Source organism: Rhizobium sp. AC44/96 (assembly GCF_001692185.1).
In the GTDB taxonomy this organism is placed as follows: Bacteria; Pseudomonadota; Alphaproteobacteria; order Rhizobiales; family Rhizobiaceae; genus Rhizobium.
This window is the reverse complement of the sequence record NZ_LXKO01000007.1, coordinates 108,906-123,560: the sequence shown is the minus strand read 5'-3', so window position 1 is coordinate 123,560 and position 14,655 is coordinate 108,906. Positions and strand designations below refer to the sequence as shown.

The following is a 14,655-nucleotide window of genomic DNA, read 5'->3' as shown; positions in this document are numbered from 1 at the left end:
GGCGCTAAAGCTGCGGCTTGTCGCTTCACTTATCCCCCGCCGCCGACTGCCTCTCGATTGCATCCGCTTGGACGACGTCCTCGACAACGGATCGATCGGCCGTCGATTGCGGCCAGCGCAACAACGCGTCCTTTCCCACCGGTGTCAGAGCATAGATCCCCTTGTCCTTCCGCTCGAACCATCCATAGACGTTGTCGAGCAGGATCCTCCCGGCATTGGGCACAAGCGATTTCATGTCTCGCGGGCGCATCAGCCCGTCCTGAAGCGCAGATGCGCAAAGCAATGCCTGCTGCCGATATGCCGTCATGATCGGGGCCCGCGAACCGCCGCCGACCACGGGATCGCCGCGCCGCCTCTGGTGCTCCTTCACCAGACGCGACCGGCGCTTTGGATTGGTGCGTGGCATCGGCGAAACCGAACTGACGATCACGCTGACCTCGCCGGCATCGGAGACACCGAGCATGCCGACGCCAAGCCGGCGGCAGAGGTCGCGATAACGCTTGTCGGCCTCTCGTCCCCGCCCCTTGGCCGAAACGCGCGCAGCAATCCAGACTTCGTCGCTCATCGCCGCGCGATCAACCGCCTGAAGAATGAGCTCGAGGTTGAAGGAAAGCTTGAGTTCGCAGACGACCACGACGGGCGGCTCCGCATCGCTGAGCCCGACGATATCGCACCCGCTCACCTCTCCCTTGACGACATAACCTGCCGCCTCCAGAAAAGCTTTGACCGGCAGATAAAGCGATGTCTCCATGGAAACGCGAGACTACGCAGCGTTCAGGTCGGCGATCTCGCCGTGTTGGGCCAGAAGTCGAGGTGAAGACATGTCACCTGTCTCCTCGTCCACCATGACCGCGTAAGCGGCCACGCCGACGAACCGCTGCGACATCGACAATGCAATCTTCTCCGCACTGATCGGGTTCGACGCCTGGCGCATTTCACCCGGCACGAGATTGCCTCGGTTCTTGCGATAAGGAAGAACGATGAACTTTTCAGCATTTGCCACGACAATGTTTCCCGATTTATCGTTCCCGAAATGTTCTGATTTGACCCCATAAGTCAACCGACGTCTGCACGATCGCTCTTCGCAACCCGCCGCGACCAGCCCTGTGCTTCAATCCTGGAAGATGTAGGAAGCACACATCTCGTCGGATCTGCGAGGAGGTCGGTTGCCCGTGAACACCGCGATGGCGGAAAGCCCATCGCCTGCAGTCCACGACGCCACATAGGTGACATCGCCAGCGCCGCAAAGCGCATTGCCATTGAGAAGCACCGGATCACCGGGCTCCTCAACCCGATAGACCGATGCCGGGACCCGCTTGCCGTCGACAACAAAATGATCGGCCACAAGATCGGAAAAGGCTAGGCTTTCCCCGTAAGCGAACGTGATACCGAAATCATCGAAGGAGATATCGCCTGTCACGCTCTCCGCCGTGTTACTGTAGGCCGTATAGTCATCGCCATAGGCCGCAAACGACCATATCGAGGAGACAGCCAGAGCCAAGCCAAGCACCTTGAGTTTCAATGTTGTCTCCCTCGTCATCAGCCGAACCGCATCAACTGCCCGATCCGGAATTTGCCCGCGCTTCACAGCTTTGCGAAGGCGACACCCTTCCAGCCCCATCCAGCCTGCGCGGTTGCCGCCCGCAGCGGCGTCTTGATCTCTTGCGTCTTGAAACGGTACTCGTAGACCTTGCCGTAGCTGAGATCTTCCCGGAATGCGAAGGCGGTGCCGAAACTCATTTCCCATTTCTGACCGCGAAATGCGTCAGCCGAAAGGGAAAGCGACGGTATCCCTGCCCGCCATTCGACCGTCCACTCCTGGTCGACGGCGCGCACCTCGCCCCTGGCTTCATCAAACCTCATCAGGACCTTGAAGACGCTATTCAACGCGGCCTTGGCGAAGATCTCATACCACCGGGCATCGACGATCTTCCACTCCGCCACGAGGTCGACTCCTTCCGGTGCACCATCGCGGACAACGAACGGCGCACTGTCCCGATTGACGGCAAGAAGCTGCTTCCGAAGCGCGACAACCGACTGACGTTCAACGCCGCGCGGCGCCGATCTGTTTCCCGTCAACCAGTCGAACATAGCCATTGAACCGTCGATCCATCATCTAGCAGATGACGGCAGCGTTGCTTGTCTGGGTGATGGATTGTCAACGGAAAGGCGCGGCAAAGCCGGGCCAACCCAAAAATGGTCAGGCGTTGTCGTGGCGTTGACAGGGGGAACACCGCCAAAGCGATGATCGACCCCTAGCTTGACGGTCGACACGCTGAACGAGGTCGAATCGGCCTCGCCCAGCGTCCACCCTCAGGCCGCCTTGGTCTTCGCCTTGCGCGCAAGGTGCGCCACCACGTTCTCGATCATCCGCATCCCGGCATCGCCGCCGAGCGTCATGATCGATTCCGGGTGAAACTGCACGGCAGCGATCGGCTCCTTGGCATGCTCGATGCCCATGATCGTGCCATCTTCGCTTTCCGCGGTGATGATGAACTCGCGCGGGAGCGTTGCGGGATCGGCAAAGATCGAGTGGTAGCGGCCGACGGTGACCTCCTTGCCGAGGCCTGAAAACACCAGGCCGGGCTCGAGCACGCGGATACGCGACGGCTTGCCATGCATCGGCAAAGCCAGGTGGCGAAGCTCGCCGCCATAGGCTTCGGCGATTGCCTGCAGGCCGAGGCAGACGCCGAAGATCGGCAGGTTTCGTGCCCGCGCCTTCTTGATCGTCGCCTTGCAGTCGAAATCCTTGGGGTTGCCCGGTCCCGGCGACAGCACGACGAGGTCCGGGTTCAGCCGATCGAAGATCTCTTCGGCAACAGGAGAACGCACAGTCGAGACCGTTGCCCCCGTCTGGCGGAAGTAGTTGGCGAGCGTGTGCACGAAGCTGTCTTCGTGATCGACCAGCAGAATGTTGACGCCCTTACCGACGGCAGCAACGTCGCGGCTGACCTTGCTGGAATTTCCGGCCTTGGCATCGCGGATGGCGGAAAGCATGGCGGAGGCCTTCAGTTCGGTTTCGGCTTCTTCTTCATCGGGAATGGAATCATTGAGCAAGGTCGCCCCTGCCCTGACCTCGGCGATGCCGTCCTTGATGCGAACGGTGCGCAGCGTCAGTCCCGTGTTCATGTCGCCATTGAAGCCGACCATGCCGATCGCGCCGCCATACCATGCGCGCGGGCTCTTTTCGTGGCTTTCAATGAAACGCATCGCCCACAGCTTCGGCGCACCGGTGACGGTAACCGCCCAAGCATGGCTGAGGAAGCCGTCAAAGGCGTCCATGTCGTCGCGCAGGCGGCCTTCGATATGATCGACCGTGTGGATGAGGCGCGAGTACATTTCGATCTGCCGGCGGCCGATGACCTTCACCGAACCCGGCTCGCAGACGCGCGACTTGTCATTGCGGTCAACGTCCGAGCACATGGTGAGCTCGGATTCGTCCTTCTTGGAGTTCAACAGCTTCAGGATCTGCTCGCTGTCTGCAATCGGATCGTCGCCGCGCTTGATCGTGCCGGAGATCGGGCAGGTCTCGATGCGACGGCCGGACACACGCACGAACATCTCAGGCGATGCGCCGACCAGATATTCCTGGTCTCCAAGATTGATGAAGAAGGAATAGGGCGACGGATTGATCGCCTTCAGCCGCTTTGAAATGTCGGACGGCTTGCTGTCGCAGCGCTCCATGAACTTCTGGCCGGGAACGACCTCGAAGAGATCGCCCTTGCGGAAGCTCTCCTTGGCCTTCACCACCAGCTCGGCATACTCGCCCGGGCGATGATCGCTCTTCGGCGGAATGGCATCGGTGCGCTGGAACGGTTCGGCCGGAATATCGCCGGCCTTGCCTTCGGTGGTCTCACCGCCCTTGGCAAAGTCGTAGCGGTCGATCCAGGCCTTGGCCGAATAGTTGTCGACGACCAGGATCTCATCCGGCAGGTAGAGCACCATATCGCGCTGGTCAGTCGGGCGCGTGAGCTTCAGGTTGATGGCATCGAACTGGAAGGCAAGGTCATAGCCGAAGGCACCGTAAAGTCCGAGGCTCGCATCCGCCTGCGAATAGAAGAGATCGGTGACGGCGCGCAGCACGGTGAACACTGTGGGGATCTTCGAGCGCTCTTCCTCGGTGAAGGCGCGATCCGGTGTCTTCACCGTCAGATCGAGCCGCCGTGCCGTCGAGGCGCCGAGTTCGAGATCGGAGATCGTCTTCAGCCGTTCGGTGACGAAGCCAAGGATGACCTCGCCGCGCTCGTTATAGGCGTCGATCCAGACCTTGCGACCGTTGCAGGAAATGCCGAGCGGCGGATCGACGACGGCGGTATCCCAACGGGTGTAACGGCCCGGATATTCGTAGTTCGACGAAAACACCGCCCCGCGGCGCTCATCGAGCTTGTCGATATAGGAGGAGACCGCGTCGCCATAAGGGATCGCCCGGCGCTGCCGCGTGACCGTGATGCCACCCTTGGTCTCGTAGATTTCCGCTCCGTCATCCCGAAGGATCGTTACCATTGTTCCACTCCGTTATCGGGCCCGGATGACAGGCAGCCTTAAAACAAAAAAAGCCGCCTGGGTTTTTCCGGGCGGCTCATCGTCGTCTTTGGACACGATTGGTCGAGGCCGCCTTAGCGAGCCCACCACCAGATTGCGATGTTCAAGGACATGTTCATGGCCGGAATTGTTAGCGTGAAGCGTTTGGGCGCGCAAGCGAATTTCTTCGCAGCGATGCGACCGAACCGGGGGCAAATGCGTTCCGTCTTTGCGAACATCTCAAGGAGCAGTGGAAAATGCGGCGATATGGCATGGCATCTCTAATCAGCGCGGCTCTTCTCATGAGCCCAACCCTGCCCCCCACGGGCCCTCTTCCAGCCATGAAACCCTCCGCCGAAGCCGCCCCCGTCGCTCCCTTTCAAGGTCCTCCGCGCCCTGAAGCGGAAGAGGTTCCCAAGCCCGAACCGAAGCCGGCGCTGAACGAGAACACACCGGATGGCGAAAACACCCCGGCAGAAACGCAAAAGGAAAGCGTTGCTTCCCCACCACCGCCGCCGATCGAGAAGGAGGATCCGGAAAAGCTGAAGGCCTGCCTCGCGGACCTGCGCACGCTGGGTGTTCAGTTTGAGGAAAAGCCCGCGGTCACCGAAGGCGAAGGTTGCGGCATCGAACACCCTGTCGAAGTGAAGGCGATCGCTGACGGCGTGACGGTCTCCGCGGGCGCTGACATGCGCTGCGACACGGCACGAGCCTTGGCGCGATGGATGAAGGATATGGTGCAGCCCGCTCTGAACGTCGCCATGCCCGGCCGAAAGATCGTCGGGATCACCCACGCTTCGACCTATGTCTGCCGCCTGCGCAACGGCGCCTCCACTGGCAAGATCTCGGAACACGCTCACGGCAATGCCATCGACATCGCTGACTTCAAACTGGACAACGGCCAAAGCCTGACGATGAAGCCGCGCGATGAATACTCGACGCTCGAGGGCGCCTTCCAGCGCGCGGCAACGGCCGCAGCATGTCTCTACTTCACCACCGTCCTCTCCCCCGGCAGCGACGCCGCGCACGAAACCCATCTTCATCTCGACGTGCTGCAAAGGACAAACGGCTACAGATACTGCCGTTGACCGCACAGGTAGATGCTTTGGCGCACCGGCCATCGCCGCCCAAAAACGACAGTTTTGTCACACTTTTAAAAACTTGACTAAATCACTCATTTTCAAACTTGACTCCTTTTGTCTATATTTTTAACAGTCGCCAACGGGGCTTCTGCCAAAGCGGAATCTACAAATTTGAAGGTCGATCGCATGTGCACCAATGCCACGCGTGCTGATTTTCTGCGTGCATTTTTTAGAGGGGTTTTTAGATGACTTCGAATTCACCGCTGACCAGGCATTTGCTGGCCGGTACCGCCGTCGCGATCGCCATGAGCGTCGCCCTGCCTGCCTTTGCACAGGAGGCAGAAACGACGGAACAGACGAAAACTGAACAGTCGGCCGACCAGGCCACGCCACTGAAGCCGATTACGGTGACAGGCAAGGGCGCGCGGACGGCAACGTCGCCTCTCACGGAGACGGTGGAGCGCACCGAAATCCAGGAGCGCATGGTCACCGATTTCCAGGATCTTGGGCGCCGCATCGATGCAGGTGTCAATTTCAACACACAGAACAACAGCATCAACATCCGCGGCCTCCAGGATGACCGTGTTCTGACAACGCTGGACGGCATCCGCGTGCCGTGGCTGGTAGACCCGCGCGGCTCGGCGCAGGGCGGCCTGAACGCGTTCGACTTCGATGGCCTTTCGTCGATCGACATCACAAAGGGCGCTGATTCAAGCCGCTATGGATCGGGCGCATTGGGCGGCGTTGTTCAGTTGCGAACGCTCGACCCCCAGGACCTGATTGACGAGGGTAAACAATTCGGTGCGCTCGTGAAGACCGGCTATGACAGCGCCGACAAGAGCATCAACGGAAACGCTGCAGTTGCTGGCCACATCGAAGACACCTGGCTGCTCTTCCAGGGCGGCTACAAGCAAGGCCATGAAACTGGAAACCAAGGCGACATCGGCGGCTACACAACGACACGAACAGAAGCCAATCCGGCCGACTTCGATCAGAAAAATGCCCTCGTAAAGCTCTACCAGGACATCGACGGCGGCCACCGCTTCGGACTGACCGGGGAATTGTTCAACCGCGACGAAGACATCGACAACATGCGCGGTACGACGTCCAGTTACGAGCCCGGCTCGTTGCAGTCAGGCGAAGAAGTCGACCGCAAGCGCGTTTCCGCCTCCTACGACTATATCTCGCCAGACAACACGGACTGGGTCGATCAGGCAAACATCGTAACCTACTGGCAGAAGCAGCGCCTGAACAACACGACCAATGCCATCCGCTTGCGCGACGGTCGAGCCGATCTGCCGGCCATCCCGGCAATTCCGTTTATCGGCTACCCTGGCACTGCCAGCGGTGAGGACTTGTTCTATGGTCTGCCGACGGGCGTGTACAAGCGCGACAACATGCTGGAGCAGACCTCCTATGGCGTCAGCGGAAATGCCTCCAAGGACGTGGAACTCGGCGGCGTCGAGCATGGGTTGAGGTTCGGCGGCGAGCTCTACGGGCAGAAGACCCATCAATACTCCTGGGGCAAGGACAATTGCCCGGACGTCGACTGGTCGACGGTCCCGATCTACACCTTTCCTGGCGGCGTAAGTGTCGGTCCGCAAGCATGCCGCATGCTCCACAGCAATGCTTCCGACATGCCCGACGTCAACAGCGTGGTGTTCGGTATGTATCTCGAGGACGACATCAAGTTGATGGACGAGAGGCTCACCATTACGCCCGGCCTGCGCTTCGACTACTACAAGCATTCGCCGAAATCGACGGCAGCTTACGAAGACAGCCCGCTCTACGACACGGCGTATCTCCAAGGCACCAGCGATTCACGCTTCTCGCCAAAGCTGCGCGCTGCGTGGAAGGCAACCCCGGAGCTGGAACTTTTCGCACAATGGTCGCAAGGCTTCCGCGCACCTAGCGCAACTGAACTCTACCAGACCTACGGCTCGCCGGGCTCCTACGCGGTCATCGGCAACCCTGACCTGAAGACGGAAACAAGCAACGGCTTCGAAATCGGCGCCAAATACGATGCCCCGGACTACACAGTGTCCGGCACCGTGTTCAACAACTACTATCGCAACTTCATCGAAGCCGTCACGCTGGTCGACGCCAGCGCCAGCACGGAGTTCCCTATTGGTGGCGTCACGGGCTACGAAAACCTTGACCACGTCCGCATTTACGGCGTCGAACTCTCTGGCGAATGGCGCTTTGCCGACAAGTGGCGCACCTGGGGTTCGTTCGCCTGGGCGCACGGCGAAAATACCGACACCGGTGATTACCTCAACTCCGTTGCACCTCTGCGCGCGATCGCCGGCCTCGGATATGCTGCGGAAACCTGGGGCTCGGATGTTTCGGTGACCATGGCTGCGGCACGCAACAAAGTCAGCGACGGCGGCTTCAAGGCTCCGGGCTATGGCCTTGTCGACGCAACTGTCTGGTGGGAACCGGAACAGATCGAAGGCCTGAAGGTCCAGGCTGGCGTCTTCAACATCTTCGACAAGAAGTACTGGAACGCAATCGACGTGCCGGACGGCGTCACGGTTGCCGATGCTGACTACTATACGGAAACCGGTCGCTCATTCCGTATCTCGCTCACCAAGAAGTTCTAACACCAGCCGATCAGGCTGAAGAGCTTGAAACACCAGACGCCGCGTTCGACAGAGCGCGGCGTTTTTGCTTTGAGCCGCCTAGAACAGCCCCTCAATATATCCCTGCTCGTTGAGATAGATCCGCTCCGCCGCAGGCGAGCTCGGGAGACCCGGCATTGTCATGATCTCCCCTGTTATGGCCACAATGAACCCGGCGCCGGCAGAGAGGCGAACCTCACGCACCGGCACGATGTGCCCTTCCGGCGCGCCACGCAGGTTCGGATCGGTGGAGAAGGAATACTGCGTCTTGGCCACGCAAACAGGGAGGTTGCCGTAGCCCTGCTCTTCCCAGACGTGCAGCTGGTCGCGGACAGCCTTGTCAGCGGTCACCTCGCCGGCATGATAGATCTTCGAAGCGATCACTTCGATCTTCTCGAACAACGGCACGTCATCGGGATAAAGCGGCGCAAATTTCGCCTGCCCGGACTCGGCCATCTCCACGACCTTGTAGGCAAGTTCCTCGATGCCGGCCGAGCCTTCCGCCCAGTGGCGGCAAAGGATGGCTTCCGCTCCGAGTCGCGAGACGTATTCCTTGACCGCGGCGATCTCCGCCTCGGTATCCGAGACGAAATGATTGATCGCGACCACGACCGGCACACCAAATTTGCGCACATTGGCGACGTGGCGGCCGAGATTGGAGCAGCCCTTCTTCAGCGCACTGACGTTCTCTGTACCCAACTCGTCCTTCTTCACGCCGCCGTTCATCTTCAGCGCCCGCACCGTTGCAACGATGACAGCTGCGTCAGGCTTCAGACCGGCCTTGCGGCATTTGATGTCGAAGAACTTCTCGGCGCCGAGGTCCGCACCGAAACCTGCCTCCGTCACCACATAGTCGCCGAGCTTCAGCGCCGTCTTGGTCGCGACCACGGAGTTGCAGCCGTGGGCGATGTTGGCGAAGGGACCGCCATGCACGAAAGCCGGATTGTTCTCCAGCGTCTGCACCAGGTTGGGCTGCATCGCGTCCTTCAGCAGCACCGCCATCGCCCCATCCGCCTTCAGGTCGCGGGCATAGACCGGTGTCTTGTCGCGCCGATAGCCGATGATGATATTGCCCAACCGCCGCTCGAGATCCTCAAGATCGTTTGCGAGGCAGAGAATGGCCATCACTTCGGATGCAACTGTGATGTCGAAGCCATTCTGGCGCGGAAAGCCGTTCGAAACGCCACCGAGCGAGGAGACGATTTCGCGCAGCGCCCTGTCGTTCATGTCCATCACCCGCCGCCAGGTCACGCGGCGCAGGTCGATGTCCAGCTGGTTACCCCAATAGATGTGATTGTCGATCATCGCCGCCAGCAGATTGTGCGCCGATGTGATGGCATGAAAATCGCCGGTAAAGTGCAGGTTGATGTCTTCCATCGGAATAACCTGCGCATAGCCGCCACCCGCCGCGCCGCCCTTGACGCCGAAGCACGGCCCGAGCGAGGCCTCGCGAATGCAGACGATCGCCTTCTTGCCGATGCGGTTCAGTCCGTCACCCAGACCCACGGTCGTCGTCGTTTTGCCTTCGCCGGCAGGCGTCGGATTGATCGCCGTCACCAGAATGAGTTTGCCGTCCGGCTTGGCTGCTTGTTCGGCAATGAACTCGGCGCTGACCTTGGCCTTGTCGTGACCATAGGGCGCCAGGTGCGCAGCCGGGATGCCAAGCTTGCCGCCGATCTCGATGATCGACCTCTTGTCCGCCGCGCGGGCAATCTCGATGTCGGACTTGAATGCTTGCATGACCCTGTGCTCCCATCATCTGCGCCGTATCGACTTCACGTTTATTTCAACCGATCAGCGAAATACAGTGGCAGTGTGAAGCGCGGCACCGTTGCCCAGGGGCCTAGCCAATGCCTATCTGTCAGCCACTGATTCTGAAATTACGAGGATAAGACATGAAATCACTTGAGCTCCTGGTGGAGCGGATCATCCTTTCCAGCCGCTGGATCCTGGTCGTCTTCTATATCGGGCTGGCGCTGTCGCTGGCCGTTTATGCCGTCTCCTTCGGCTACAAGTTCCTGAAGGTCGCAGGCAACGTCTTCGTCCTCGATGAGGGCGAAATGATCCTCGCCATGCTCGGCCTGATCGACGCAGCGCTGGTCGCCAGTCTGATCGTGATGGTGATGATCTCCGGTTACGAGAATTTCGTCAGCCGCTTCGATGAGACCGACGCAGATGTCTCTTTCATCGGCAAGCTGGATTCCGGGAGCCTGAAGATCAAGGTCGCCTCCTCCATCGTCGCGATTTCGTCGATCCACCTCCTCCAGGTGTTCCTCAACGTCAACCAGTTCAGCGACGGCAAGATCATGTGGCTGACGGTCATGCACCTTGCCTTCGTCGTCTCGGCGGTGATGCTCGGCTTCCTCGAGCAGCTGATGAAGAAGCCCAAGCCAGCGGACAAGAGCTGACAGCTTCTGATTCGGCCCACTGCCGAATTCGATTCCGAGCCAGCTCGGTTGCATTGTTGCCAATCGCGCAACAATGCAACCGACCAAACCGAACAACCGCACCCAGAAGTTTATTTTCCAGCTCCTGAAAAACAATCAAGAGAAGCTGCTTAGTGATTAAATTAAGAAATCGTCATTTAATCACAATGTAGAAACTCAATAAGGGCTATGAAATATATCAGTTTGCATATTTGATGCAGGCCACAGGAAGACAAGCAGGGGCTGATTGATGTCTTACGTGAGCACATCGGAGCGGCAGTCGTTTTTGACGACGGAAGCCACGGACGTAAAAACGCGACCGGCTCTCGGTCAGTTTTTTGCCAAGATAGCCACGGCATTCGGCTTCAACTACATCACCCTGATGGATGCGCCATCGCCCGATAACATCCTGCTCAAGCCTCTCCTCATCGAAACATCCCTACCCAACGCCTACGTCAACCAGTTCGACCGCTCCCGCTTCATGCAGCTTCCCCTGTTCGCCACCGGCATGAAGGACTCGGTCTTGCCCCGGCTGTGGAACCTTGCCGATCCTGCATGCATCTTCCCACCGGAACTGCAGGCGCTGAAGCGCGATTATGGAATGGTCGTTGGCGTGGCTATCCCCGTGCATTCGATCGAGGGGCACCGGCTGCTGTTCTGGCTCGGCGGCGATCGCGCGCCGCTCGGGCAGACCGAAATAAACGAACTCACCATGGTGATCCTGCACGCGCTGGATGCCTATAACAGGGTCAAGCGCGCAAAGAGCGTGGAGCACCCCCCGCTTTCAGCCCGCGAGCGCGAGGTCGTGCGCTGGACGGCACAGGGCAAGACATCCATAGAGATCGGCCAGATCCTGTCGCTGTCCGACCATACGATCAATGCCTACATGACCAGCGCGATCAAGAAGCTCGATTGCGTGAACCGCACGCAGCTCGTCGCCAAGGCCATCCGCCTGCAGCTCATCAGCTGACCGGCATTACCGGTCCAGAACCGACCGGATTTCCACCAGGTTCGAACGCACCCTCAAGATATAGAAACCCATCGTCGCCAGATGGCTCGGCATGATCCAGCCGTCCTCGCGCCCGTTGGAAATGATCGCCGGCTGAATGCGCAGCGCCGCCTGGAACTGCTTGATGGTCGCACCGAAGATCGCCCCCAGATTGCGCTCGGCAACCACCCTCGAGAAATCCGACTGCGCCGCGCTCAGGATCGCGTAATACGCATAGAGCTGGCCGTAAGCGAACCAGAACCGATCGTCGGCTCGCGTGTCGAACCAACCGCGGGAATGATTGGCGGAACGCTCTGCCAGCATGTCCGAGGTGCTGCCTAGGTCGTTGGCAATACGGTCGATGAACTGGATCAGGTTGTCGGCGCGGCCATCGAAAATAGCATCGCAGTTCGAAAGATCGGTGTTGAACTTGCGCAGGCTTTCGATCGCCGAACGATAATAGCTTGGCGTCGGCGTCTTCGGCCCGAACGGGTCAAGCCCGAAATACCAGCTGTACTCATCGAACTGCAGATTGCCGCGGGCCTTCTGGAGATCGTTGTTGATGCCCGAGGTGCCCCGTACGCGGCCAAGACTGTCGACCAGCTCGACGGAGGTGCGTCGGACCGCCTGGTTCACGCCGCGCTGGAACGAGGCCTTGTTGTCGAGAAACGGCGTGTGATCCCAATCAATGCCGAAGAAGCCCAGCCGATAGAGCAGCATGGAAGAAATCCATGCATTCTGGTTGACGTTGAAATCGGTGAGATCTGCCGCGACATCGACGATCGCAGAACGCTGGCAGGTCTTGGCGGCGGGTGCGGCGGTGCCTTCAGCCACGGGAAGCTCCTGCCCCGCCGGCACCTTGCGCTCGGAAAGCCTGTATTCGTCCACGAGGGACGGGTTGAAGCCGGACCAGGACTGAGTCTGCCAGAAGAAGTAGCCGTAGAGGCCTACGAGCAATGCCACGAGCCCCATGACAGGAAGACGGACCATCCATGTCCGCCGCACGTACCAGCCGCGAGCGGCCATGAATGGCCAGACGGCCCAGGCAATGAACAGCCGAGCCCAGCGGCCGAGAGCGCGGCCGATCGACCTGAAAAACTCGGCGATCCTGTCACCCATCATCTTCTCCCAGCGTGCGTAAGCCCGATATCTCTTCGCATTGACATATGTGCTCGGTCGCGCAAGCACAACATGCGGCTGATATTATTGTGTCTTTGAGACGAGCTAGGAGCGCAGGAACCGAAAGCGCAATCGCGTGGATATCTTTGTGGTGTCGATGAGCGGCGCCCCGGGCTCCTCGGTCCGCTCATGCGCGAATGCCGCGAATTTCTTGTCGAAAGCGGCGTCGGCGGTGTATTTGCGCTGCTGCAGATCCTGCGGCACCAGCATGTTGCGCTCGAACAGTGAGATGGCGTCGGCGATATCGGGAAAGAGTTCCGCCGATATCTGCACCTTCGAACCGGGAATATCGGTGTCGACCTGCGCCTGATAGATCAGCAGGCGCTCTTCCGTATCGATCATCAGCTTGCGTATGAGCGTATTGCAGAGACCAACCTGATTGTTCAACGCATCGACAAACATCTGGAAGATGCCGATGAAACGCTCGCGCCGCTGGCTCTCATCGCGAAGGCGATGCTCTTCGGTGGAGATGCGATCGGCCTCGGCCTTGAGCGACTGCCGCTCGCGCTCCATGCGCTCCCATTCGGTCTTGCTGCCGTAGAGGCCGATGCGTCCCTGCGTCGTCAGAGCTTTGGCATTCAGTTCCTTGATGCGGATCCGCGCGATATCGATCTCATCGACGAGGCGCCGACGGTGTTCGATAATATCGATGAGTTTGCGCTCGGCTGCCTTGTGTGCGGAAAGCGCGAATGTCCGGTAGTCCGCGACCAGACCGGCAGCGGCGTTTGACTTCACCATGAGGTCGCGAAGCCGCTCGACCACGGGGGCTGCGCGTACGCGCGCACTGTGACGACGCCACATGCGTTGGCGGGAAAAGCGCCCGATCAGCCGCTCGACGGCGGTAAGACCGCGAAAACTGTCGAGATCGGCTGACACCTTCACTGTCAGCAAGTCAAGGCCGGAGACCAGCTCGGCGGCCAGATCCGTGAAGGTGGTGCCGTTGGCGACAAAGGTATGAAACCGCGTGTTCTCAGTCAGAAACCGCTCGTCGTCGATCTCGCTGTCGCTTCTGGCGAATTCACCGATGAAATCGACGCAGAGACGCCCCTCGGGCGGCAGTGCTTTTGCAAGCGCGCAAGCCGCATCAAGTTGCATGTCGAAGGAGAAAGCCTTGCGCACCGGACGCTCCCGTGAATCATTGCCACGAAACTAGCTGGTCGCCTTCACAAAGAAAACCTGCTTGCGACGTCAGACAGCCTCTGCAACCCATTCGCCGTTCATGGAATCGTCCCAATGACGCCGGCAGAGGGAGACATATTTCTCGTTGCCGCCGACCTCGATCTGCGCACCTTCCCGAGCCACCTTGCCGTTGCCGTCCAGGCGCACCACCATCGTCGCCTTGCGCCCGCAATGGCAAATGGTGCGAACCTCACGCATCTCGTCCGAAATCGCCATGAGTTCCTGCGATGCCGGGAAGAGCTTGCCCTGAAAATCAGTTCTCAAGCCATAGACCATGACGGGAATGTTCTTGCGATCGACGATGCGCGCCAGCTGCCAGATATGCTCGCGTGTCATGAAATGCGCCTCGTCGACGAACACACAGGCAATTGGTTCATCGCCACTCAGATCCTCGATCAGCGTAAATAGATCCGCCTCCGGTTCGAACGCCACGGCATTTGCCTGGAGACCGATCCGCGACCCGATCACGCCCTTCCCGGCGCGCTCGTCGAAGGCTGCAATCAGGAGGACGACGCGCATGCCGCGTTCCTCATAATTGTAGGCGGCCTGAAGCAGCATCGTCGATTTGCCGGCGTTCATGGTCGAGTAGTTGAAATAGAGCTTTGCCATCGATTTCTCCGTCTTTTTGCTTCTTGAAAGCTCGGGCTCGCGAAGAAAAG

At 59.6% G+C, this 14,655-nt stretch carries 13 protein-coding genes; 4 read left to right on the top strand and 9 right to left on the bottom strand.

Annotated elements, in window-relative coordinates; genetic code table 11:
• Window positions 1-25: 25 nt before the first annotated feature.
• The 5 genes from A6U87_RS08995 to A6U87_RS08975 all read right to left on the bottom strand — a co-directional run bounded on the left by A6U87_RS08995 (window position 26) and on the right by A6U87_RS08975 (window position 4,503).
• A complete protein-coding gene (locus A6U87_RS08995; RefSeq protein ID WP_083199330.1) occupies window positions 26-751 on the bottom strand; it encodes a DUF2161 domain-containing phosphodiesterase in 726 nt (241 codons plus the stop codon).
• A 12-nt stretch (window positions 752-763) separates the two neighbouring features.
• Window positions 764-1,003 carry a hypothetical protein gene (locus A6U87_RS08990; RefSeq protein ID WP_065690915.1) on the bottom strand — a complete coding sequence of 80 codons (240 nt, stop codon included), beginning with the start codon at window positions 1,001-1,003 and terminating at the stop codon, window positions 764-766.
• Between the two features lie 108 nt (window positions 1,004-1,111).
• Window positions 1,112-1,522 (bottom strand): hypothetical protein, encoded by a 411-nt coding sequence (locus A6U87_RS08985; protein ID WP_244499455.1) that lies wholly within the window; start codon window positions 1,520-1,522, stop codon window positions 1,112-1,114.
• A gap of 62 nt (window positions 1,523-1,584) precedes the next feature.
• Window positions 1,585-2,097 carry a hypothetical protein gene (locus tag A6U87_RS08980; RefSeq protein WP_065690914.1) on the bottom strand — a complete coding sequence of 171 codons (513 nt, stop codon included), beginning with the start codon at window positions 2,095-2,097 and terminating at the stop codon, window positions 1,585-1,587.
• Between the two features lie 216 nt (window positions 2,098-2,313).
• Complete coding sequence (locus A6U87_RS08975; RefSeq protein WP_065690913.1) at window positions 2,314-4,503, bottom strand: anthranilate synthase; 2,190 nt, start codon at window positions 4,501-4,503, stop codon at window positions 2,314-2,316.
• A 290-nt stretch (window positions 4,504-4,793) separates the two neighbouring features.
• Between A6U87_RS08975 and A6U87_RS08970 the strand changes: the two genes are divergently transcribed.
• Together A6U87_RS08970 and A6U87_RS08965 are read left to right on the top strand one after the other, a co-directional pair.
• The gene (locus A6U87_RS08970; protein ID WP_244499454.1) at window positions 4,794-5,609 is read left to right on the top strand and encodes an extensin family protein; all 816 of its coding nucleotides are present in this window, start codon (window positions 4,794-4,796) and stop codon (window positions 5,607-5,609) included.
• A 239-nt stretch (window positions 5,610-5,848) separates the two neighbouring features.
• Entirely contained in the window at window positions 5,849-8,206 is a 2,358-nt protein-coding gene (locus A6U87_RS08965) for a TonB-dependent hemoglobin/transferrin/lactoferrin family receptor (protein WP_065690911.1), read from the top strand.
• Between the two features lie 78 nt (window positions 8,207-8,284).
• Here A6U87_RS08965 and A6U87_RS08960 read toward each other — a convergent pair whose 3' ends face one another.
• Entirely contained in the window at window positions 8,285-9,964 is a 1,680-nt protein-coding gene (locus A6U87_RS08960) for a formate--tetrahydrofolate ligase (protein WP_065690910.1), read from the bottom strand.
• A 155-nt stretch (window positions 9,965-10,119) separates the two neighbouring features.
• Between A6U87_RS08960 and A6U87_RS08955 the strand changes: the two genes are divergently transcribed.
• Window positions 10,120-10,632 carry a TIGR00645 family protein gene (locus A6U87_RS08955; RefSeq protein ID WP_065690909.1) on the top strand — a complete coding sequence of 171 codons (513 nt, stop codon included), beginning with the start codon at window positions 10,120-10,122 and terminating at the stop codon, window positions 10,630-10,632.
• A gap of 268 nt (window positions 10,633-10,900) precedes the next feature.
• Complete coding sequence (locus A6U87_RS08950) at window positions 10,901-11,620, top strand: LuxR family transcriptional regulator (protein WP_065690908.1); 720 nt, start codon at window positions 10,901-10,903, stop codon at window positions 11,618-11,620.
• A gap of 6 nt (window positions 11,621-11,626) precedes the next feature.
• Here A6U87_RS08950 and A6U87_RS08945 read toward each other — a convergent pair whose 3' ends face one another.
• The 3 genes from A6U87_RS08945 to A6U87_RS08935 all read right to left on the bottom strand — a co-directional run bounded on the left by A6U87_RS08945 (window position 11,627) and on the right by A6U87_RS08935 (window position 14,605).
• Complete coding sequence (locus tag A6U87_RS08945) at window positions 11,627-12,757, bottom strand: DUF2333 family protein (RefSeq protein WP_065690907.1); 1,131 nt, start codon at window positions 12,755-12,757, stop codon at window positions 11,627-11,629.
• A gap of 105 nt (window positions 12,758-12,862) precedes the next feature.
• Window positions 12,863-13,936, bottom strand: coding sequence for a hypothetical protein (locus A6U87_RS08940; protein WP_083199329.1), 1,074 nt, complete (start codon window positions 13,934-13,936; stop codon window positions 12,863-12,865).
• A 69-nt stretch (window positions 13,937-14,005) separates the two neighbouring features.
• A complete protein-coding gene (locus tag A6U87_RS08935; protein ID WP_065690906.1) occupies window positions 14,006-14,605 on the bottom strand; it encodes a thymidine kinase in 600 nt (199 codons plus the stop codon).
• Between the last annotated feature and the right edge of the window lie 50 nt (window positions 14,606-14,655).